Source organism: Microtetraspora sp. NBRC 13810 (genome assembly GCF_030268685.1).
Lineage (GTDB): Bacteria > Actinomycetota > Actinomycetes > Streptosporangiales > Streptosporangiaceae > BSRQ01.
Genome location: NZ_BSRQ01000001.1, coordinates 496046 through 516850, shown reverse-complemented (window position 1 = coordinate 516850; position 20805 = coordinate 496046). Strand labels below are relative to the sequence as shown.

The window sequence follows — 20805 nt, the reverse complement described above, 5'->3', positions numbered from 1 at the left end:
CTCGCTGGCGACCACTTCCGGTAGAGGGGAACATCATGGACTTCAAGGTCGCCGACCTGTCACTCGCCGGCTTCGGCCGTAAGGAGATCCAGCTCGCGGAGCACGAGATGCCGGGGCTGATGGCGATCCGCCGGGAGTACGCGGACACGCGTCCCTTGAGCGGGGCCAGGATCATGGGCTCGCTGCACATGACCATCCAGACCGCGGTGCTCATCGAGACGCTGGTCGAGCTGGGAGCCGACGTCCGCTGGGTGAGCTGCAACATCTTCTCCACCCAGGACCACGCCGCCGCGGCCGTGGTCGTGGGCGTGGACGGCACGGCCGAGGAGCCCAAGGGTGTCCCGGTCTTCGCCTGGAAGGGCGAGACGCTGGAGGAGTACTGGTGGTGCACCGAGCAGGCGCTGACCTGGCCTGACGGTGAGGGCCCCAACATGATCCTGGACGACGGCGGCGACGCCACGCTGCTCGTGCACAAGGGCGCCGAGTACGAGGCCGCCGGGGCCGTCCCCGCCGCCGCCGAGGGCGACGCCGAGGAGTGGAAGATCATCCTGGACACGCTGCGCCGCTCCATCGCCGAGCACCCGGGCCGGTGGACCGCGATGGCCGACCGGATCAAGGGCGTCACCGAGGAGACCACCACCGGTGTCCACCGCCTCTACGAGATGCACAGGTCCGGCAGCCTGCGCTTCCCGGCGATCAACGTCAACGACTCGGTGACCAAGTCGAAGTTCGACAACAAGTACGGCTGCCGCCACTCGGTCATCGACGGCCTGAACCGCGCCACCGACGTGCTCATCGGCGGCAAGGTGGCGGTCGTCTGCGGCTACGGCGACGTGGGCAAGGGCTGCGCCGACGCGCTGCGCGGCCAGGGCGCCCGGGTGATCGTCACCGAGATCGACCCGATCTGCGCGCTCCAGGCCGCGATGGACGGCTTCCAGGTCACCACGCTGGAGGACGTCGTCGGCATCGCCGACATCTTCGTCACCACCACCGGCAACTTCAACATCATCACCGCCGACCACATGGCGTCGATGAAGCACCAGGCGATCGTCTCCAACATCGGCCACTTCGACAACGAGATCGACATGGCCGGCCTGGCCCGCGTCCAGGGCGTCAGGCGCAACAACATCAAGCCGCAGGTCGACGAGTGGGTCTTCCCCGACGGCCACTCGATCATCGTGCTCGCCGAGGGCCGCCTGATGAACCTCGGCTGCGCCACCGGCCACCCGTCGTTCGTGATGTCCAACTCCTTCACCAACCAGGTGATCGCGCAGATCGAGCTGTTCACCAAGTCCGACGCGTACCCGCTGGGCGTCTACACCCTGCCCAAGCACCTGGACGAGAAGGTCGCCCGGTTGCACCTCGACGCCCTCGGCGTCAAGCTGACCGAGCTGACCAAGGAGCAGGCGGAGTACATCGGCGTCCCGGTCGAGGGCCCGTACAAGGCCGACCACTACCGCTACTGAGATGACCGGCCCGGCCGCCCCTGGTGGGGCGGCCACGGTGGAAGGCGAGCCGCAGGTGGAAGGCACGCAGATCGCGCAGGCGGGAGAGCGGCGGATCGACTGGGCGGCGCGGGCGATGCCCGTGCTGCAGGCGCTCGGCACCCGCTTCGCCGCCGAGCGTCCGCTCGACGGCGTGCGGATCGCCGCCTGCCTGCACGTGACCGCCGAGACCGCGGTGCTCATGGGCGCGCTGAAGGCGGGCGGCGCGGACATCGCGCTGGCCGCCTCCAACCCGCTCTCCACCCAGGACGACGTGGCCGCGGCCCTCGCCGGGTACGGCATCGCCGTGCACGCCAAGGCCGGGGTGGACCGGGACACCTACTACCGGCACATCCACGCCGCCCTGGACATCGCCCCGGAGATCGTCCTGGACGACGGGTGCGACCTGGTGAACACCCTGCACACCGAGCGGGTCGAGCTGCTGCCCGGGGTGAGCGGGGGCTGCGAGGAGACCACCACCGGGATCATCCGGCTGCGCCAGATGGCGGCCGAGCAGGCGCTCCGGTTCCCGATGGTGGCGGTGAACGACACCCGCACCAAGCGCATGTTCGACAACCGGTACGGCACCGGCCAGTCCACCCTGGACGGCATCATGCGTGCCACGAACACCCTGCTGGCGGGCAAGACCGTGGTGGTGGCCGGGTTCGGCTACTGCGGCAGGGGAGTGGCCGAGCGGGCCAAGGGCCTGGGCGCGCGGGTGATCGTCACCGAGATCGACCCGGTCAAGGCGCTGGACGCCCTGCTCCAGGGGTATGAGGTGCGCCCGATGTCGGCGGCGGCCGAGACCGGGGACGTGTTCGTCACGGTCACCGGTAACCGCGACGTGATCAGGGGCGAGCACCTGGAGCGGATGAAGGACGGCGCCATCCTCGCCAACGCCGGCCATTTCGACGTCGAGGTGGACGTGCGCGCCCTGGAGTCGCTCGCCCTGACCGTCAACCCCGCCGTTCGCCCCAGCACCGACGAGTACGTGCTGGCCGACGGCCGCCGCCTGCTGCTGCTCGCCGAAGGCCGCCTCGTCAACCTCACCGCCGCCGAGGGCCACCCGGCCGCCGTGATGGACATGTCCTTCTCGGCCCAGGCCCTCGCCATCACCTGGCTGGCCCGCGAGCGCGCCACCCTCGCCCCCGGCGTCTACGACGTCCCCGCCGAGATCGACGCCGAGGTCGCCCGCCTGAAGCTGGCCGCCGCGAGCGTCGAGATCGACACCCTCACCGCCACCCAGGAGGACTACCTCCACTCCTGGCGCGCCGGCTCCTGAGCCCGGCGCCGTGCCGCCGGGCGTCTGATTCGTGCAAGACCGTGGCGCCGAGCCGCAGGTAGCGTCCGCCGGATGAACGACTTCACGGGGCCGGTTCTCCGGCCGGGGGACGACGGTTACGACGCGGAACGGGCAGGGTTCAACCACGCCGTGGAGCATCGGCCGGCGATCGCCGTCGGGGCGACCGGCGCGGGGGACGTCCAGGCGGCCGTGGCCCTGGCCGCGTCCCAGGGCAGGCCGGTGGCGGTGCTGGCGACCGGGCACCAGCCGGCCCTGCCGTCCGCCGGGGCCGTGCTGATCAACACGCGGCGGATGGCCGGGGTGCTGGTCGATCCGGTGGCCGCGACCGCCCGGGTCGAGGCGGGGGCACGCTGGCAGCGGGTGCTGGAGGCGGCCACGCCGTACGGGCTGGCGCCGCTGAACGGGTCGAGCCCGCACGTCGGCGCGGTCGGCTACACGCTCGGCGGCGGAGCGGGACTCCTCGGCCGCCGGTACGGCTTCGCGGCCGACCACGTGCGCGGGTTCGAGGTCGTGACCGCCGACGGGCGGCTGCGGCACGTGTCGGCCGACGCCGAGCCGGACCTGTTCTGGGCGCTGCGCGGCGGCAAGGGCAACTTCGGCGTGGTGGTCGCCATGGAGATCGGCCTCTTCCCGGTGGCCCGCCTCTACGGCGGAGGGCTGTACTTCCCCGGCGAGGCCGCCTCCGACGTGCTGCACGCCTACGCCGGGTGGACGGCGGCGGTGCCGGACGAGATGGCGTCCTCGGTGATGCTGCTCCACTATCCGGACGACCCGGCCGTCCCCGAACCGCTGCGCGGGCGGTTCGTCACGCACGTCCGGATCGCCCACAGTGGTCCCGTCGAGGAGGGCGAACGGCTGACCCGCCCGCTGCGCGACATCGGCCCGCGGCTGCTCGACACGGCGGGCGAGATGCCGTACGCCCGGGTCGGCTCCATCCACCACGAGCCCACCGATCCCGTCGCCGCCTACGACCGCGTCACGATGCTCGCCGGGCTGGACGCCGCCGTCGTGGACACGCTGCTGTCACTGGCCGGGCCGCAGGCCGGGACGGCGCTCGCGGTCGAGCTGCGCCACTTCGGCGGCGCCTACGCGCGCCCGCCCGCCGTGCCGAACGCCGTCGGCGGACGCGACGCGGCCTTCTCCCTCTTCTCCGGCTCCCTCCTCGACCCCGCCCGCCTGGCGGAGGCCCGGCAGGCGCACGACACGGTGCACGGCAAGATGCGTCCCTGGAGCACCGGCGGCACCTTCGCCAACTTCCTCGGCGTCGACGACACCACCCCCGGCCACGTCCGCACCGCCTACCCCCCGGCCGTCTTCGCCCGGCTCACCGACGTCAAGACCCGTTTCGACCCCGCCAACCTCTTCCGGATCAACCACAACATCCCGCCGCGCTGACCCGGCGCGGGGATGTGGGATTCCGGGGAGAAGGTCGCCATGCGCTGTTACGCCGCCCGGTGACCACGGGCGGCGCACCAGGTCCTTTCGGTCGCAAATGGGACCTGTTTGGCGGTGCCTTGACGGCCGTGCGCGCCGCGACCGGAAAACGTTATCCTTTTTCATTTCGGCGGGCGCTCGGATGATATCCGGATGGTCGCATTACGGGCTTTCCGAGGGGTGAAGGCCGAGGTCAGGGGCGGGTTCGGAAAGGTGACGGGTGGGGGGACCGTGGCCGCAGGGTGGGCCGGGAAGGGGGGCCGGGCGCATTGACCTTTCGGCCCAGAGTAAGAGCGGACGGCCGTGAGTTATATTCCGGGAATGGTATGAAACGCGATGGCTCTGGGACTATCCTGTGCCCATATGCCATCGAATGATCGAGGAAGTGAAGCGGAAATGGACCTCAGCGCGGCCGTATGGCGGAAGTCCTCGCGTTCCAGTGCGAGCGGCGGCCAGTGTGTGGAAGTCGCCTCCAACCTGGCCGGCGTGGTCGCGGTCCGTGACAGCAAGAACCCCGACGGAGCCACCCTCCTTTTCGACCCCGGCGACTGGCGGGCCTTCATCGCCGGTGCCAAGAACGGCGACTTCGACCGGTGACCGGCGCTCGCCGAGCTGATCGATGCCACCTGCCAGGGGGCGTCCGCGGCGAAGGTTAGGTGAACCCATGCCTTCTTCTCACTCCCCCGGCGCCCAGCGGCGGCGAGAAGAGCTCAGGGACTTCCTGCGGACGCGGCGGGCCCGGCTCTCCCCGCAGGATGTGGGGATGCCCGGCGGCGGGCGCAGGCGCACGCCCGGCCTGCGACGTGAGGAGGTCGCGGTGCTGGCGGCTCAGGCTCCGACGGTGCCGTCGATCGCCTCGCGCAGGAAGTCGGCGTGGCCGTTGTGCCGGGCGTACTCGTGGATCAGGTGCAGCATCACCAGCCGCAGTGACACGTCCGCCTGCCACTTGGCGTTGTGGCCGACGACGTCGAGGGACTCCGCCTCCCGCTCGATCCGCCGCGCGTGCTCGACCTCCGCCTGCCAGGCGTCGAACGCCTCGGACCGGGTGGCCGCGCCCGCGTCGTACGCCGCCTGGTAGTCGCCCTCGTCCGACCACACCAGCGGGAGGTCCTCCGCGTTGATCACCCGGCGGAACCAGGTGCGCTCCACCTCGGCCATGTGGCGTACCAGGCCGAGCAGGGAGAGCGCCGAGGGCGGCATCGACCGGCGGCGCAGGTCGTCGTCGGACAGCCCGTCGCACTTCATGGCGAGCGTCGCCCGGTGGTAGTCGAGGAAGGCGCGCAGTGTCTCCCGCTCGCCCGCGACCAGCGGTGGCGGAACTCGATCGGTGGTCATGTCGCGGACGCCTTTCGGGGTGGTCACGGCTGACTGCGGTGTCAGTCGCCCGTGGGGGAGCGCCGGCCGCGGCGCGGCTTCGCCGAGGTGTTCGCCTCGGCGAGCGCGATGTCCTGCACGACCGTGCAGGGCTCGGCGCCGGAGGGCTCGCTGTTGGTGGCCATGCGCCGGATCAGGTCGCGGAAGACGTCGCGCTCCGGGCCTTCCAGGGCGGCCAGCACCTCGTCCTCCACGTGGCGCAGCCGTAGCTGCAACTCGTCGAGGCGGGCGTGGCCCCGCTCGGTGGCGATGATGTGCCGGGCGCGCCGGTCGGTGGGGTCGGGGCGTCGCTCGATGAGGCCCGCCTGTTCGAGGTCGTCCAGCAGGTAGGTCATGACCGTGCGGTCGACGCCGAGCTGCTGGGCGAGCGCGAGCTGCGTCGAAGGCACGCCCTGCACGGCGGTGGTCAGGACCTGGTAGCCGCGGGGACCGCCGGGAAGGTCGGTCATCGCCAGGTTGGCGGCCTTGAGGTAGGAACGGAAGACCATGCCGAGCGCCCACCCAAGATCGCCGTCCACCGCGCAGGGGTCGCCCGGCGCCTGAGGGGGGTCCTGCGTGGTACTCACCGTTTCATCATAACTTCGCGTGCCCGCAGACAGATATTCTGTGCGGCCGGATGTCACGGCCGGCGGGCGCCCTCCAGGAACACGGTGATGACCGCGGCGCTGCCCTGCTCGACGCCGAGACGCTGACCGGCGACCATGTGCAGCACGTTTCTCAGCAGGCCGGTGAGCAGCCCGAGCAGCACGTCCACCGGCAGGTCGTCGCGGAGGGTGCCGTCGGCCACACCCCGGCGGAGCAGCTCGCGGACCGGCTCGGTGAGCCTGCGGTCGAGCTCCTCGACGTCCTCCATCCGGGACTTGTCGATCTCGGTCAGCGCGGCGTACTTCCCGCCCGCGGTGACGAAACCCCGGACGAGCCTGGCGAGACCCTCCCGGACCGGGACGTCGTCGATCCCGGCGTCGGCGATCCTGGCGCACACCTCGTCGAAGGCCGCCCTGGTCAGCCCCTGGATCAGGGCGTCACGGCTGGGGAAGTAACGGTACAGGGTCGCCCGCGCGACGCCGGCCGCCTCGGCGATCTCGGCCATGCTCGCCGAATCGCCGCGCTCGGCGAGCACCGCCGCCGCCGCGTCCAGGATGCCCGCGGCGATGCGATCGTGCAGTGCCGGCTGCCTCACCATGGGAACAGCATATGGGCCTGTCTCTTCATTGGACATCAATGTATCGTGATGAGACATCAGTGTCTCAGAAGTGGGGAAGCGGATGAGAAGACTCGGGACCACGGACATCGAGATCACGCCCATCGGGCTGGGCTGCATGCAGTTCTCCGGGCCGGGCCTGATGGCGAGGTTCTACAGCGCGGTCGCCCAGCCCGTCGTCGACACGGTGGTGGACGCGGCGCTCAAGGGCGGCGTCTCCTGGTTCGACACCGCCGAGATGTACGGCAGGGGCGCCTCGGAGCGGGCGCTCACCACGGCGTTGCGCGGGAGCGGCATCGCCCCCGGCGAGGTACGGATCGCCACGAAGTGGGCGCCGTTGCTCCGTACGGCGTCGAACATCGAGCGTTCCGCCGAGGCGCGGCTCGCCTCGCTCCAGGGCTATCCGATCGACCTGCACCAGATCCACCTGCCCTGGGGGAGCCTGTCCTCCATCCCCAGCCAGGTGCACGCGATGGCCCGGCTCTGCCAGGCCGGGAAGATCACGTCGGTCGGGGTGAGCAACTTCTCCGCCCGGCAGATGGAGGCGGCGAGCCGGATCCTCGCCTCCTACGGGATCGCGCTCGCCGCCAACCAGGTCCGGGTCAGCCTGCTCGACCGCGAGATCGAGCGCGACGGCGTGCTCGACGCCGCCCGCCGGCTGAACGTCACGCTGATCGCCTACTCCCCGCTCAAGACCGGCCTGCTCACCGGGAGGTTCCACGAGGACCCGGCCCGGGTGAAGGCGCTGCCGGTGATGCGCAGGCGGTTCGGCGGGTACGACGCCGCCTCGATGGCCCGGACCGCGCCGCTCGTCGCCGAGCTGCGCGCGATCGGCAAGGCGCACGGCGTCTCCGCCACTCAGGTCGCGCTGGCCTGGGTCATCGGCTTCTACGGTGACACCGTGGTCGCGATCCCGGGCGCCTCCAAGCCGCACCAGGCCGAGGAGATCGCCGCGGCGATGCACCTGCGCCTGACGGAGAAGGAGACCCGCGCCCTTGAGGAGGTCTCCCGGGCGGTCGCACGGAAGTGAGGCCGAGTGGCGGCGTACGGGCAGATAGTCGTGATCGACCGGAAATGATGGCCCCGGCCGCGTACATAGACCTGGTGTCCGTGTCACCCGCTGACTAAGGAGACCAGCCATGGGGGCAGCCCGTGGATGACGAACGGCTCGCCGGGTTCGAGGCCGTCTACCGCGAGACGTACAGCCGGATCGCCGACTACGCCGCGCGTCGCTGCGACTCGCCACAGGACGCGGCCGACGTCGTGGCGGAGACGTTCGCGGTCGCCTGGCGGCGGACGGACGAGATGCCGCGGGGGGAGGAGGCGATGCCCTGGCTGTACGGCGTGGCGCGCAGGGTGCTGGCCAACCACCGGCGCGGCGAGGTACGCCGTCAGGCGCGCAGCGCCGAGCTGGACGCGGAGATGGCCGACCTCTACGGCGCGGATCCGGAGAGCACGGTGGAGCTGAGAGTGATCGGCGAGGCGTTCCGGACGCTGTCCGAGGAGGACCGCGAGGTGCTGGCGCTGGTCGCCTGGGAGGAGCTCGACCGCGAGGAGATCGCCGCGGTGCTCGGCCTGTCGCGCAACGCCGTGCGGATCCGGCTCCACCGCGCGCGCCGGCGGTTCTCCGGCGCGCTCACCAGGGCGGGTGTCAGGCACACCGCAGAGAACAGATTGTTTCCCGTTGGGAGGTCGCTGTGAAGGACGTCGAAGCGATGGTGAGGGCGCTGGCCCGGGTCGAGCCGGGAGCGGGGCGAGGCCGCCCGGCGGGCGCGGGGGCACCGCCGTTGCTGGCCTCGATCACAGCCGAGAGGCCCGGCCCCGCCGCGGCCCCCTACCCCGCCGTGGAGCCCTACCCTGCCGTGGAGCCCTTTCCGGCCGCGGAGCCCTTTCCCGCTGTCGGGCCCGCCCGCCGCGCCGGTCGGCTGCGGCGGATCGGGCCGGCCGTGGCCGCGGTGGGCCTCCTCGCCGCCGCCGTGGTCCTCGGTCCGAGCCTGCTGCCGGACGGCCGCGGCGTGGCGACGTCGTACGCCAACTCGGCGGTCGAGATCCGGCTCGAAGGCGATCGGTACGTCGCCCGGATCAAGGATCCGTTCGCCGAGAGCGCGAAGTACACCCAGGCGTTCGAGGCGGTCGGGCTCGACGTCGACCTGCTCGTGGTGCCCGTCTCGCCGAGCGGGGCCGGTCACCTGGTGCAGATAGGGATGAAGGGCAGCGGTGGCGAGAGCGGGCTGGGCTCCGGGACCACGCCGGCGGGGTGCGAGCTGCGAGAGCCGGGCTGCTTCCTCACGGTCGAGGTGCCGGCCGATCTCACCGGGTCGGCCTGGCTCAAGCTCGGCCGGCAGGCCAGGCCGGGCGAGACCTACCAGAACTCCGCGTCGGCCGCCGCCACGGGCGAGGACCTCGCCGGGGTCAAGGTGCAGGGCGTGCCGGTCGGGACCGTCCTGGCCGAGGTACAGGACCGGAACCTGACCGCCCTCTTCGCCCTCGTGGTGCCGCTGGAGAACGACTCGCACACCGTGGAACCGCTGACCGCCGCCGAGGTCGGCGACGACTGGACCGTCTGGGACGTCGAGGCGGTGAAGGCGGGCACGGTGCGCCTCATGGTCACCCGGGAACACCTGCCCAACAATCCGCTCTACGCCGACTGACTCCCACAATTCACACAATTCGGACAATCGGCGTGTGATGTGCTTATAGGGCTACAGATCGTGCATCCGGGCGATTTCCACGGATTGGCTGACCGAAATGTCCTCGGCCAGTTCCTGGACCCGGATGTGCGAGCCCTTCCTGAGGACCTCTTCCGCCATCTTGATGGCGCCCTGGTGGTGGGCGGTCATGAGCTGGATGTAGAGCTCGTCGAAGGCCGTGCCGGAGGCCGCCTTGAGGGCCGCCATCTGCTCGGGGGTCGCCATGCCCGGCATGTTCCCGTGTGCGGCGTGGTGCTCGGGCACCGGCTGGCTCTGCTGCTGGAGCCAGGTGCTCATCATGGTGATCTCGGGCCCCTGGACGTCCTGGATGCGCGCGGCCAGCCGCTTGAGCGGCTCGGACTGCGCCCGGGAGGGGGCGAGCACGCTCATGTCCAGCGCCTGGCGGTGATGGATGATCATGTCCTGCATGAACCGGATGTCCGCGGCGTTGGCGGCCTGGGCGGGGGCGGCGGTGGCGGCCTCCTCGGGGCCGAGGGTCCTGGCCTGCTCGCCGGGCCTGCCCGGGGCGATCACCGGAGCGGTCTGCGCCGCGGCCGGCGCCGGGGTGTCGCTGCACCCGGTCAAGGCGATCAGGGTGGCTCCGGTGACGCAGAGAAGTGCGGCGCGCACCCGACCTCCTTGTACGTGTGGTGTGGCAGGGTGCACGGTAACGTCCGGCGGCGAGGACTGTAAAGGGGTCAGATAGGCACTTTTCTTGACAGTTTGCCAGCTAGATCATTCGGGGTTCAGGGGTAAGACTTCATGTCATTTATGCGCACCTTATGTGCGCAAGAGCAAGGAGGTCCTGAGTGTCCACCCCCTCCAGGTCTGGCTGGGCGAGTCGTATCCTCGCCGTGGCCGGCGCCGCTGTGGCGATGGTGCTCTCGGGTATGCCCGCGCAGGCCGCTGACATTCCCGCACCCGACACGATCGTGATGAGCAACAACATCTCTCACGTTGCGAACGTCCCGAAGCCGGAGCCCATTGCCGGCAACATCAACACCGACATGGCGTTCCAGGACAACTACGCCTACGTCGGCAATTACAACGGCTTCTCCATCTACGACATCCGGAACCCCAAGCGTCCCCGGGTCGTGAGCTCGGTCGTCTGCCCGGGTTCGCAGATGGACGTGTCCGTCTATGGCAACCTGCTGTTCGGGTCGGTCGACTCGTCCCGCAACGACGACTCCTGCAACAGCGTGGGCCAGAGCGCTGCCGTGGAGACGTCCTGGGAAGGCATCCGGATCTTCGACATCAGCGACAAGGCGAACCCGGTCTACATCAAGTCGGTCGAGACCGACTGTGGTTCGCACACCCACACGCTGGTGCCGGCCAAGGACAAGAAGTCGGTCTACCTGTACGCTTCGTCGTACTCGCCGTCGGCCAGCTTCCCGGACTGCCAGCCGCCGCACGACAAGATCTCGATCGTCAAGGTTCCGCTGAAGAACCCGACGGCCGCCGCGGTCGTGTCCACCCCGGTGCTGTTCCCGGACGGCGGTAACGAGACCCCGGTCCCCGGCGCCAGCCGTACGACCGGTTGCCACGACATCACCGTGTACGCCGAGAAGGACCTCGCGGCCGGCGCCTGCATGGGCGACGGTGTGCTGTTCGACATCCGCGACCGGGAGAACCCGAAGGAGATCGACCGGGTCCAGGACGCGAACTTCGCCTTCTGGCACTCCGCCACCTTCAACAACGAGGGTGACAAGGTCATCTTCACCGACGAACTCGGTGGCGGCGGCGCGGCGACCTGCAACGAGGCGACCGGCCCGAACCGCGGCGCTGACGCGATCTTCGACGTCAAGCGGCGTGAGCTCGTCTTCAAGAGCTACTTCAAGATCGACCGCTTCCAGGCCGACACCGAGAACTGCGTCGCGCACAACGGCTCCCTGATCCCGGTCAAGGGCAAGGACATCATGGTGCAGGCGTGGTACCAGGGTGGCATCTCGGTGTGGGACTTCACCGACTCCACGCGCCCGCGGGAGATCGGCTACTTCGAGCGTGGCCCGTACGCGGCGGCCAACCTCTCCGGCGGTTTCTGGTCTGCCTACTACTACAACGGCTACATCTACGGTTCTGACTTCAACTACGGCCTCGACGTCCTGAAGATCAACGACAGGCTGACGAACCCGGCCAACGGTGTGAAGGACGACCTGCTGAACGTCCAGACCCAGGAGTCGTACGCCGAGCGTGGCCGCGGCCACGGTCACGACCGCGACTGATCGGGCTGAACGCACAGGTGACGGATCGCTGATCGATCGGTGACCGGACGGCGGCGGGTCCCCCCGGACCCGCCGCCGTTTCACGTCCGGGCGAGGCTCACCGGCACACCGGTGCCGGGCCGAGGTCCGCCTGCGGCGGCGGTGGAGTTCGTGCGGACATGATTGGGGCGGCCCGCACCGGCCTCTCCCACCGGCGCGAACCGCCCCGCTCCCCCAGGCGAGCAATGTCCCATCGCCCGCGCCGACCACACCTGCCCCACTTCGGGGACACCATGCGTCCCCGGCCGTGATTTCTCAGGCGGGCGGGACGAATCCGCCCGGAGTCGGCCCCTGCTCGGGCGCCGCGGCGGGCGAGGAAGCCGCCGGGCCCCGACCACCGGCCGAAGGCGGCCCGGCCTGCGCGGGCGGGCCGTAGGGGGAGGGCTGCGGCGGCGTGGGGGCGGGCGGGGCGCCGTAGGGAGCCGGTCGGGATCCCAGGCCGTACGCGGGCGCCTGCGCGGCATTGCCGTACGCGCCCGTGCCGTACGAGGGTGTGGGGTGCGGGGTGGGGCGGCGGGCCAGGCGGGCTTCTTCGCGGTGGCGGCGTTCGGCGAGGACGGCGGACAGGTAGGCGTGCGGCGGGACCTGGGCGGGCGGCGGCGGCGAGACGTACGAGGCCATCTGGGTGGCGATGCGCACGCCCATCTCGTGCCGCACGGCGGGTGCGAGGTCGTGCCAGCGCAGCAGGTACTGCCGCGCGGTGTCGGCGACCTCGGCCGGCAGCCGGGACAGCTCCAGCCGGGACGCCCACCCGGCGAGCTGCGGCGGCATCTCCACCGGCGCCCGGCCCAGCCGGGGAGCGCGCTCGGAGATGACGATGGTGCCCGCGAACAGGTCGCCGAGCCGTTTGCCCTTCTCCGAGATGAGCGAGGTGATCAACGCGGGCGCCCCGGTGAGCATCCAGATCTCCGGGAACCCGGCCAGCCCGCGGAAGAGCGCCTGGCGGAACCGCTCGGGGCCGCCGTCGTCGCTCACCACCCGCAGGCCCAGCGCCATCTTCCCGAGGGTGCGGCCACGGGTCAGCGTTTCGAAGATCACCGGGTAGCCGACCAGCACCAGCACCGTGAACAGGATCGACACCGCGATCGCCAGCGCGCTGTCGGCGATGCTCGCGAACCGGCCGACCACCACGAACGCGGCGATCAGGAACACCAACTGCACGGCCACGTCGATGAGCTGGGCGACGGCCCGGCTCGGCACCTGCGCCACACGCACCTCGACGACGACGGCCTCGCCGGTCACCACATCGGACACTCGTCTGCTCCGCCCCACTCGGTCTGCGCATAGCCGCCCGCGCCGCCCATTCTGCCGCACGTCCCGCCTCCCCCGAGGTCCACGCCCCCGCCCGGGAACGCAATAGGGTCAGGGCGTGGACATCGACGCATTCGTCACCGCGCACCGGCCGGACTGGGACCGGCTGGAGGAGCTGGTGCGCCGTAAGAGGTCGCTGACCGGGGAGGAGGCCGACGAACTGGTCGACCTCTACCAGCGGGTCGCCACCCACCTGTCCATCGTGCGCTCGGGGTCGGCCGACGGGCCCCTGGTCGGACGGCTGTCGGTGCTCGTCGCGCGGGCGCGTTCCGCCGTGACCGGGGCGCACACGCCCGCCTGGCGGGAGTTCGTCAGGTTCTTCACCGTTTCGTTCCCGGTGGTGGCCTACCGGGCGCGCTGGTGGTGGCTCGGCACCACCGCCGCCTTCCTCGTGGTGTCCACCGTGCTGGCGTTCTGGGTGGCGCGCAATCCGGACGTGCAGGCCACGATCGCCACCCCGGCGGAGATCAAGCAGCTCGTCGAGCACGACTTCGCCGACTACTACTCCGCCGACCCGGCCGGCTCCTTCGCGAGCCGGGTCTGGCTCAACAACGTGTGGGTGTCCATGCAGGCGATCGTGTTCTCGATCTTCCTCGGCCTGCCGATCCCCTACATCCTGTGGCAGAACGCGGCGAACGTCGGGATCACCGCGGGCCTGATGGGGTCGCGCGACAAGCTGGACGTCTTCTTCGGCCTGATCACCCCGCACGGCCTGCTGGAGCTGACGGCGGTGTTCCTCGCCGCCGCGGTCGGCATGCGTCTCGGCTGGACCGCGATCGACCCCGGCCCGCGCCGCCGCGGCGAGGCGCTGGCCGAGCAGGGCCGGGCGGTGATGAGCGTGGCGCTCGGCCTGATCGTGGTCCTGCTGGTCTGCGGTCTCATCGAGGCCCTGGTGACCCCGTCCGGCCTGCCCACGTGGGCGCGGATCGGCATCGGAGTGCTGGCCGAGGTGCTCTTCCTCGGCTACGTGGTGGTGCTGGGCCGCAGGGCGGTGTCCAGGGGCGAGAGCGGCGACCTCGAACGCGCGCCGGACGTCGCCCCCTCGACCGGCTGACTCACAGTCGCCCGGCGGCCTTGAGGGCGAGGTAGGCGTCGGCCAGGGCCGGGGCGATGTCGTCGGGCAGCGCGTCCACGACCTCGACGCCGTTGCGGCGCAGCCGGGCGGTGATGGCCCGCCGGTCCGCGGCCAGCCGTTCGGCCGCCGCCGCGTCGTAGACCCGCTCCGGCGTGCCCCTGCCCCGGGCCATGGCGGCGACCTGCGGGTCGGAGACGGCGGCGAGCAGCACCAGGTGCCGGGAGGAGAGCTGGGGGAGCAGCGGCAGCAGCCCCTCCTCCAGGGAGGCGGAGTTGAGGTCGGTGAGCACGACGACCAGGCAGCGCCGCTTCGCCCGGGCGAGCACCGCCGCGACCATCCCGGCCGAGTCGGCCTCGATCAGCTCCGCCTCGATCGGCGCCATCACGTTCACCAGCACCGAGAGCAGCTCCGTACGGCCGGCGCCGGACACCCAGGCCCGCACCTCCCGGTCGTAGGCCAGGAAGTCGACCCGGTCGCCGGCCCGGGCGGCGAGCGCGCCGAGCAGCAGGGCGGCGTCCATCGACCAGTCGAGCCGGGGCCAGCCGGGCGGCGTCCCACCCGTCGCGGGATCGGCGGGCGTGCCCGCGGCCTGCCCGGCCTGCGGGATCGGCGCCGCGCCCACCCGGCCCGCCGAGGTGCGGCCGGTGTCCAGCACGATGAGCACCCGGCGGTCCCGCTCGGGCCGCCAGGTGCGCACCACCACGTCGCGCCGGCGCGCGGTGGCCCGCCAGTCGATGGACCGCACGTCGTCGCCGACCACGTACTCGCGCAGGGAGTCGAACTCGGTGCCCTGCCCGCGCACCAGGGCGGGGTGGCGGCCCTCCAGCTCCCTGAGCCTGGCCAGCCTGGAGGGCAGATGCTTGCGGCTGAGGAAGGGCGGCAGCACGCGCACCGACCACGGCACCGCGTGCGTGCCCTGCCGGGCGGCCAGCCCGAACGGGCCCAGCGCGCGGACCGTCACGGTCACCGCCTCGCGGTCGCCGCGCCGGGTCGGGGTCAGCGTCGTGACCAGGCGGCGCCGCTCGCCCGCCGGGACGTCCAGCGCCAGGTGCCGGGGGGACGCGCCCGCCGAGGGCGGCCACGCGTCGCGCAGCACGCCGCGCACCCGGCGCGGACCGGGGTTCTCCACGATCAGCTCGACCCGCGCCGACTGCCCCAGCCGCACGGCCACGTCCCCGCTTCTGCGCAGCCGCAGCGGGCGCACCCCGCCGGCCAGCGCCAGATCGGCCAGCACCAGGGCGACGAGCAGCAGGCAGACGCCCCCGAACGCGAGGTCCGGCCTGGGCGCGACCAGCACCACCACGGCCCCCAGCGCCGCGAGCAGCCCCGCCCGTCCCGTCAACGCCACGACACGACCTCCAGCACGCGGATCAACGGGGGACCGGGACGGAGGCGAGGATGCCGTCGAGCACGCCGTCCGCGGTCGCCCCCTCCAGCTCGGCCTCGGGACGCAGTTGCACCCGGTGCCGCAGCGCGGGCCTGGCCAGCGCCTTGACGTCGTCGGGGGTGACGTAGCCGCGGCCGGACAGCCACGCCCACGCGCGGGCGGCGGCGAGCAGCGCCGTGCCGCCGCGCGGTGAGACGCCGATCTGCAACGAGGGCGACTGGCGGGTGGCCCTGGCCAGGTCGACGACGTAGCCGAGCACCTCGGGGCCCACGTGCACCCGCGCCGTCGCGGCCCGGCCCGCGGCCAGGTCGGCGGCCGTGGCCACCGGCTTGACGTGCGACAGGTCGCGCGGGTCGAACCCCTGGGCGTGCCGTTCCAGCACGGCGATCTCCTGGTCGCGCGGCGGCAGCGGCACGGTCAGCTTGAGCAGGAAGCGGTCGAGCTGGGCCTCGGGGAGCTGGTAGGTCCCCTCGTACTCGATCGGGTTCTGGGTGGCGGCCACGACGAAGGGGTCGGGCAGCTTACGTGCCGTGCCCTCGATGCTGACCTGCCGCTCCTCCATCGCCTCCAGCAGCGCCGCCTGCGTCTTGGGCGGGGTGCGGTTGATCTCGTCGGCGAGCAGCAGGTTGGTGAACACCGGCCCCTCGCGGAACTCGAACTCCGTCGTCCTCGCGTCGTAGATCAGCGAACCGGTCACGTCGCCCGGCATCAGGTCGGGGGTGAACTGCACCCGCTTGAAGTCCAGCGACAACGCGGCGGAAAGGGTTCGCACGAGCAGCGTCTTGGCCACCCCCGGCACGCCTTCGAGCAGCACGTGCCCCCGGCACAACAGGGCGATCACCATTCCGGTGACCACCGCGTCCTGGCCGACCACGGCCTTGGCCACCTCTGAACGAAGCGCGCCCAGGGCCGAAAACGCCTGTTCGGCACCCAGGTCCGGTGTGCTCACGAGTCTTTAACCTGCCTCTCCAACGTGTCCAGGTAAGCGGCCAGGGCGACGAGCCCGGGATCGTCCGCGGGCGGCGGGCCGTACAGCAGCGCCGCCACGCCATGGGCATCCTGCCCGGTTCGCGCGGCGACCGCGGAGATGACGGCGTCCCGCCCGGCGTCCACCGGCAGGCCGAGCCGCGGGATGAGCCGGTTCAGCACGGCCGCGCGCAGCGCCGCGGCGGCCTGGCCGCGGGCCCGCCTGGCCCGGTAGAGCCGGCCGCGGCCCTCGACGGTCTCGGCGGCGCGCACCACGACGGGCAGCCGCTCGGCGACCACCGGGCCGAGCCTGCGCCCGCGCCACAGCGCGACCACCACGACCGCGACGGCCAGTTGCACCAGCGCCCAGGTGACCCCGGCCGGGATCAGCTCCTCCAGCGACCTGCCCTGCGGCCCGGCCGTCGCCGGCGACTCCTCCGGCACGTCGGGCGCGACCAGCCAGATCAGCGTGGGCCGCGCGCCGGCGAGGTTCATCGCCAGCGCGGCGTTGCCGTCCTCGGCGAGCCGCATGTTCGTCATGAACTCGCCGCTGCCGGTCACGGTGATCGTGCGCCCGCCCTGCCGGTAGGAGACCAGGGTGGGCGCGTCGTCCGCGAGGTAGCAGCGGGCCGCGCCCGCCGGGGCCGCGAACGAGGACCCGCCGATGTACGCGCTGCCCGCCTTGGCGGCGGCGGGGAGCGGGCAGTCCGGCTCGCGGGAGCGGGGGCGCGCCTGCTCCTCGACGCGCACGCCCGGGGCCAGGTCGCCCCAGGCCCAGGAGGCGTCGAAGCCCACGAGTAGCCGGTCGCCGGGCAGCTGCTCCAGCTGTCGCAGCTCCTCGGAGTCGAGCGGGACGGAGCCGGTGACCAGCAGCAGGGAGTCGTCCGAGGCCAGCGCGCCGGCGGCGGCCGGGTCGGTCACCCGCTCGACCCGGACGCCCGCGTCGCGCAGCAGCTCGGCGAGCGCCCTGGAACCGGTCAGCGTGCTGTCCGCGGGGTCGAGGCTCCTGCCCTGGTCTCCGCCGGTCAGCAGCGCGCCGACCAGGGCGGCGGCCACCACGATCGCCGCCACCACCAGCGCCGCCCGCCAGCCGCGCCAGATGCCGCGCGCCGTCGGCGAGACGGAGGTGCCGGCCTGCGCGGGGTCCGGGGCCGAGCCCGAGCCCGGGGCCGGGGCCGGGGCCGAGCCCGGGGCCGGGGCCGGGCCCGGGGCCGGGGCGTCGGCGTGCGGGGCCGGGGCGTCGGGGGAAGGGGAGGCGAGCGCGGTGCCGGGGGAGGCCGGCGGCGTGTCACCGCTCGCGGGTCCCTCGTCCGTCCGGCCGTCCCCGGGCACGGGGCCCGTCCCGCTCATCCGGCCGCCCCCGTGCCGCCGGGCCGGGTGGCGAGGGCGGGTCTGGCGGCGCGGAGGCGGTCGTCGAGGTCGCGGAGCGTCTCGTACGCCTGCGAGGTGGCGGGCACCTCGCCGTAGGTGACGTCGTCGAAGACGCGGGCGGCGCGGGACAGGTCGGCGGCGAAGGCGGGCAGCGCGCGGCCCGCTTCCGCGGCCAGCTCGCCCGCCGTACGGCCGGGCTGCGGCTCGACGATCGCCCGCTCCTCCAGGTCACGGGCGATCGCCCGCAGCCGCTCGCGCACGGCCCGCGCGAAGAGGCCCTCGCCGGCCAGCCGCACGGACTCGGCGCGGTGCTCGGCGGCGCTGAGCGGGCGGTCGCCGAACAGGCCCCCGGCCGCCGCCCCGCCGCCGCGGGTGGCCCTCTTGGCCTGCCACAGCAGCAGCCCGGCCAGCGCCACGACCACGAGGATCACGATCAGCGCGCCCATGCCGCCGCTCAGCCCGCCGCTCCGCCCCTCCAGCAGGTCGCCGAGGAACTGCTGGATGATCCGCAGGATCCGGTCGGGCAACGGCTCCTGCGCGTAACCCCCGGTGAAGAGCTCGTGCGCGGCGCGGCTCTGCGCCTCGCCGCGCCCTATGTCGATCGGGCTCACGGCGAGCCGTAGGGCCGCTGCTGAGGGTCGTCCGAGCGGGCGGCGGCGTAACCGGGATGCCACAGGTCGTCGGCGGAGGCGTGCACCCAGCCCTGACGCTGCTGCTCGATCGCGGCGGTCTGCAACACCAGGTCGAACGCCTCGGCCCGCATCCGCCGGTCGGCGTAGAGCAGGCCGTTGACCCCAGCCTGCACCGGATAGGTGATCATCGCGGCGAGCACCGAGCCGACGGCGGTCAGCAGCGAGTAGACGATGATCGAACCCGTGCTCGCCTGGCCGGTGCCGAGCACGACGGCGCCCACGAGGCTGAAGGGCACGGTGAACACCGAGCCGATGAGCCCGACCAGCAACTGGGTGAGCACCAGGATGCCCAGCACCCGCCAGAAGTCGCCCTTCACCAGTCGCCAGGACCGGCGCATGGCGTCGATCACGCCGCGCCGCTCCAGCACCACGGCGGGCGCGGACAGCGCGAAGAACGTGGTGAAGACGAGGGCGTAGACGATGAAGAGGAGCAGGAAGAACAGCGTCAGCAGGAGGACCGTGCCCGGCCCCGCGCCGGCCGACACGGCCCCGACGACCACCAGGACCAGCACGACCAGCGGCGCCAGCACGATGAGCCCGGTGAGCACCACCACCCCGAACAGCGCGGGCAGCCTGGACACCGTGAGCCGCCACGCCTCGCCCGCCGTGATCCGGCCGCCGAAGACCGCCCGCCCGAGTATCCGGGTGATGATGCCGCTGAGCAGGGTGACCGCGACGAACTGGACGAGGAGCGAGATCAGCGTGCCGGTGGTGGACCCGAGGAGAGCGCCGGCCGGGAACTCGTCCGGTGGCGCGGAGATGATGTCGTCGACCAGCACCACCTGCCCCACGATGACCGGGATCGTGCCGATCGCCGCGGCGATGGCGCTGAGTCCCAGGGTGGCCTTGGGGTTGGACCGGACCAGCTTGATCGTGCCGTCGAGGATGTCGCCCAGCCCGAGCGGCCGCAGCGGGATGATCCCGGGCCGCAGCGCGGGCGGCGGGCGGTAGCCGTGGGGAGGCTGCCCGTAGGCGGGCTGGCCGTACCCCGGCTGCCCGTAGGGCTGCTGCCCGTATCCGGGCTGTCCGTGCTGCGGCGGGCCGTACTGCGGCTGTCCGTGCTGCGGCGGGCCGTGGGGAGGCCGGCCGTGCGGCGGGCCGGGCTGCCCGTGGGGGGCGCCGGGTGGGACGTCGGACGTGGGGGGACCGCCGGGCACGGCCCACGGCGAGGCGGGGCTGTTGTAAGGAGGCGGCTGCTCGGCCGACCAGCCGGGCGGGGGATCTGGCGTGGTGCCGTGGCCGTCTGACATATCCCAATCCTGGCACGGTGACGGGCCACTTGGCGTGATCGCCCGGTGGCTGTGCACGGAGGGATGGCCGAAACAGCGTTGTTTACCGCAGACTGGAAGACGGCGGGACCGGATCAGGCGTACGGCTGGGCGGTCGCGGCGATCGGTGAGGAACCAGGCATGTTCGCGGCGTGTGCGCCTAAAATTCGGCTGCCGGTGGTATGGCTGTTCGACCTTGTACCGCTGAACCGCTGGACAAGGGTACTCTTCGTCGATTGTGCGGGGTTCGCCCAGTATCTCCCAGACTGCGTAGTAACGAATGAGGGGCCATGAAAGGACGCGTGCTGGTCGTCGACGACGACGCCGCTCTCGCCGAGATGCTCGGCATCGTCTTGCGGGGTGAGGGGTTCGAACCGTCCTTCGTCTCAGACGGCGACAAAGCGCTCGACGCCTTCCGTGACACCCGGCCGGACCTGGTCCTGCTCGACCTGATGCTGCCCGGTGCCGACGGCATCGACGTGTGCCGCCGCATCCGGGCGGAGTCCGGGGTGCCGATCGTCATGCTGACCGCCAAGAGCGACACGATCGACATCGTGCTCGGCCTGGAGTCGGGCGCCGACGACTACATCGTCAAGCCGTTCAAGCCCAAGGAACTGGTCGCGCGGGTGCGGGCGCGGCTGCGCCGTACGGATGAGCCGACCCCCGAGATCCTGCAGATCGGCGACATCACCATCGACGTCGCCGGGCACTCGGTCAAGCGCGGCGAGGAGACGATCAACCTCACGCCGCTGGAGTTCGACCTGCTGGTCGCGCTCGCCCGCAAGCCGCGCCAGGTGTTCACCCGCGAGGTCCTGCTGGAGCAGGTCTGGGGCTACCGGCACGCGGCCGACACCCGGCTGGTCAACGTGCACGTCCAGCGTCTCAGGGCCAAGATCGAGAAGGATCCCGAGCATCCGGAGATCGTGGTGACCGTGCGCGGCGTGGGCTACAAGGCCGGACCGGCCTGACCGCCGCCTCCCCCCGGATC

20 protein-coding genes and 1 pseudogene are annotated in these 20805 nt (G+C 72.2%); 11 read left to right on the top strand and 10 right to left on the bottom strand.

Annotated features, from left to right (window positions below; translation table 11 throughout):
* Positions 1-35: 35 nt before the first annotated feature.
* The 5 genes and pseudogenes from ahcY to QSK26_RS02340 form a co-directional block, all read left to right on the top strand.
* The gene (gene ahcY / locus QSK26_RS02360; protein WP_285773245.1) at positions 36-1466 is read left to right on the top strand and encodes an adenosylhomocysteinase; all 1431 of its coding nucleotides are present in this window, start codon (positions 36-38) and stop codon (positions 1464-1466) included.
* A 1-nt stretch (position 1467) separates the two neighbouring features.
* The gene (locus QSK26_RS02355; protein ID WP_285773244.1) at positions 1468-2766 is read left to right on the top strand and encodes an adenosylhomocysteinase; all 1299 of its coding nucleotides are present in this window, start codon (positions 1468-1470) and stop codon (positions 2764-2766) included.
* A 72-nt stretch (positions 2767-2838) separates the two neighbouring features.
* Positions 2839-4182, top strand: coding sequence for an FAD-binding oxidoreductase (locus QSK26_RS02350; RefSeq protein ID WP_285773243.1), 1344 nt, complete (start codon positions 2839-2841; stop codon positions 4180-4182).
* A 435-nt stretch (positions 4183-4617) separates the two neighbouring features.
* Positions 4618-4818 carry a DUF397 domain-containing protein gene (locus tag QSK26_RS02345; RefSeq protein ID WP_285773242.1) on the top strand — a complete coding sequence of 67 codons (201 nt, stop codon included), beginning with the start codon at positions 4618-4620 and terminating at the stop codon, positions 4816-4818.
* Positions 4819-4885: 67 nt separating this feature from the next.
* Positions 4886-5047 (top strand): annotated as a pseudogene (locus QSK26_RS02340) (XRE family transcriptional regulator); the annotation flags it as partial.
* A gap of 2 nt (positions 5048-5049) precedes the next feature.
* Here QSK26_RS02340 and QSK26_RS02335 read toward each other — a convergent pair.
* Genes QSK26_RS02335 through QSK26_RS02325 form a run of 3 tightly spaced genes read right to left on the bottom strand, consistent with a single transcriptional unit; the run spans position 5050 to position 6778 of the window.
* The gene (locus QSK26_RS02335; protein ID WP_285773241.1) at positions 5050-5556 is read right to left on the bottom strand and encodes a DinB family protein; all 507 of its coding nucleotides are present in this window, start codon (positions 5554-5556) and stop codon (positions 5050-5052) included.
* A gap of 41 nt (positions 5557-5597) precedes the next feature.
* Positions 5598-6161: a MarR family winged helix-turn-helix transcriptional regulator gene (locus QSK26_RS02330; RefSeq protein ID WP_285773240.1), complete on the bottom strand. Its 564-nt coding sequence runs from the start codon at positions 6159-6161 to the stop codon at positions 5598-5600.
* A gap of 53 nt (positions 6162-6214) precedes the next feature.
* Positions 6215-6778 (bottom strand): TetR/AcrR family transcriptional regulator, encoded by a 564-nt coding sequence (locus QSK26_RS02325; RefSeq protein WP_285773239.1) that lies wholly within the window; start codon positions 6776-6778, stop codon positions 6215-6217.
* 82 nt (positions 6779-6860) lie between these two features.
* On the opposite strand from QSK26_RS02325, the gene QSK26_RS02320 reads away from it, so the two are divergent.
* From QSK26_RS02320 to QSK26_RS02310, 3 genes are all read left to right on the top strand, one after another.
* Complete coding sequence (locus tag QSK26_RS02320; RefSeq protein WP_285773238.1) at positions 6861-7826, top strand: aldo/keto reductase; 966 nt, start codon at positions 6861-6863, stop codon at positions 7824-7826.
* Between the two features lie 122 nt (positions 7827-7948).
* The gene (locus QSK26_RS02315; protein WP_285773237.1) at positions 7949-8497 is read left to right on the top strand and encodes an RNA polymerase sigma factor; all 549 of its coding nucleotides are present in this window, start codon (positions 7949-7951) and stop codon (positions 8495-8497) included.
* Positions 8494-9447 carry a hypothetical protein gene (locus QSK26_RS02310; protein WP_285773236.1) on the top strand — a complete coding sequence of 318 codons (954 nt, stop codon included), beginning with the start codon at positions 8494-8496 and terminating at the stop codon, positions 9445-9447. The genes QSK26_RS02315 and QSK26_RS02310 overlap by 4 nt, the downstream gene beginning before the upstream one ends.
* 51 nt (positions 9448-9498) lie before the next feature.
* Here QSK26_RS02310 and QSK26_RS02305 read toward each other — a convergent pair whose 3' ends face one another.
* On the bottom strand, positions 9499-10116 hold the full coding sequence (locus tag QSK26_RS02305) for a DUF305 domain-containing protein (protein WP_285773235.1): 618 nt from the start codon (positions 10114-10116) through the stop codon (positions 9499-9501).
* A gap of 245 nt (positions 10117-10361) precedes the next feature.
* Here QSK26_RS02305 and QSK26_RS02300 point away from each other — a divergent pair, with 245 nt between their 5' ends.
* Positions 10362-11708 carry an LVIVD repeat-containing protein gene (locus tag QSK26_RS02300; protein ID WP_285773528.1) on the top strand — a complete coding sequence of 449 codons (1347 nt, stop codon included), beginning with the start codon at positions 10362-10364 and terminating at the stop codon, positions 11706-11708.
* 294 nt (positions 11709-12002) lie between these two features.
* Here QSK26_RS02300 and QSK26_RS02295 read toward each other — a convergent pair whose 3' ends face one another.
* Positions 12003-13001, bottom strand: a complete 999-nt coding sequence (locus QSK26_RS02295) for an RDD family protein (RefSeq protein ID WP_285773234.1) — start codon at positions 12999-13001, stop codon at positions 12003-12005.
* Positions 13002-13116: 115 nt separating this feature from the next.
* Between QSK26_RS02295 and QSK26_RS02290 the strand changes: the two genes are divergently transcribed.
* Positions 13117-14112, top strand: coding sequence for a stage II sporulation protein M (locus QSK26_RS02290; RefSeq protein WP_285773233.1), 996 nt, complete (start codon positions 13117-13119; stop codon positions 14110-14112).
* Position 14113: 1 nt separating this feature from the next.
* Here the strand turns inward: QSK26_RS02290 and QSK26_RS02285 are convergent, their stop codons facing one another.
* Genes QSK26_RS02285 through QSK26_RS02265 form a run of 5 tightly spaced genes read right to left on the bottom strand, consistent with a single transcriptional unit; the run spans position 14114 to position 19799 of the window.
* Positions 14114-15481 (bottom strand): DUF58 domain-containing protein, encoded by a 1368-nt coding sequence (locus QSK26_RS02285; protein ID WP_285773232.1) that lies wholly within the window; start codon positions 15479-15481, stop codon positions 14114-14116.
* Positions 15482-15503: 22 nt separating this feature from the next.
* Entirely contained in the window at positions 15504-16469 is a 966-nt protein-coding gene (locus QSK26_RS02280; protein ID WP_285773231.1) for an AAA family ATPase, read from the bottom strand.
* Entirely contained in the window at positions 16466-17836 is a 1371-nt protein-coding gene (locus tag QSK26_RS02275; protein WP_285773230.1) for a DUF4350 domain-containing protein, read from the bottom strand. Before QSK26_RS02275 ends, QSK26_RS02280 begins: the two co-directional genes overlap by 4 nt.
* Positions 17833-18468 (bottom strand): DUF4129 domain-containing protein, encoded by a 636-nt coding sequence (locus QSK26_RS02270; RefSeq protein WP_285773229.1) that lies wholly within the window; start codon positions 18466-18468, stop codon positions 17833-17835. The genes QSK26_RS02275 and QSK26_RS02270 overlap by 4 nt, the downstream gene beginning before the upstream one ends.
* The gene (locus QSK26_RS02265) at positions 18465-19799 is read right to left on the bottom strand and encodes a proline-rich domain-containing protein (RefSeq protein ID WP_285773228.1); all 1335 of its coding nucleotides are present in this window, start codon (positions 19797-19799) and stop codon (positions 18465-18467) included. The genes QSK26_RS02270 and QSK26_RS02265 overlap by 4 nt, the downstream gene beginning before the upstream one ends.
* Positions 19800-20107: 308 nt before the next feature.
* Between QSK26_RS02265 and mtrA the strand changes: the two genes are divergently transcribed.
* Positions 20108-20785, top strand: a complete 678-nt coding sequence (mtrA, locus tag QSK26_RS02260) for an MtrAB system response regulator MtrA (RefSeq protein WP_204021975.1) — start codon at positions 20108-20110, stop codon at positions 20783-20785.
* The last annotated feature ends 20 nt before the right edge of the window (positions 20786-20805 follow it).

Bases quoted from the DNA above. Each gene is read 5' to 3' on its own strand.
- ahcY (WP_285773245.1), top strand. From the start codon at position 36: ATGGACTTCAAGGTCGCCGACCTGTCACTCGCCGGCTTCGGCCGTAAG.
- QSK26_RS02355 (WP_285773244.1), top strand. From the start codon at position 1,468: ATGACCGGCCCGGCCGCCCCTGGTGGGGCGGCCACGGTGGAAGGCGAG.
- QSK26_RS02350 (WP_285773243.1), top strand. From the start codon at position 2,839: ATGAACGACTTCACGGGGCCGGTTCTCCGGCCGGGGGACGACGGTTAC.
- QSK26_RS02345 (WP_285773242.1), top strand. From the start codon at position 4,618: ATGGACCTCAGCGCGGCCGTATGGCGGAAGTCCTCGCGTTCCAGTGCG.
- QSK26_RS02335 (WP_285773241.1), bottom strand. From the start codon at position 5,556: ATGACCACCGATCGAGTTCCGCCACCGCTGGTCGCGGGCGAGCGGGAG.
- QSK26_RS02325 (WP_285773239.1), bottom strand. From the start codon at position 6,778: ATGGTGAGGCAGCCGGCACTGCACGATCGCATCGCCGCGGGCATCCTG.
- QSK26_RS02320 (WP_285773238.1), top strand. From the start codon at position 6,861: ATGAGAAGACTCGGGACCACGGACATCGAGATCACGCCCATCGGGCTG.
- QSK26_RS02300 (WP_285773528.1), top strand. From the start codon at position 10,362: ATGGTGCTCTCGGGTATGCCCGCGCAGGCCGCTGACATTCCCGCACCC.
- QSK26_RS02275 (WP_285773230.1), bottom strand. From the start codon at position 17,836: ATGAGCGGGACGGGCCCCGTGCCCGGGGACGGCCGGACGGACGAGGGA.
- QSK26_RS02265 (WP_285773228.1), bottom strand. From the start codon at position 19,799: ATGTCAGACGGCCACGGCACCACGCCAGATCCCCCGCCCGGCTGGTCG.
- mtrA (WP_204021975.1), top strand. From the start codon at position 20,108: ATGAAAGGACGCGTGCTGGTCGTCGACGACGACGCCGCTCTCGCCGAG.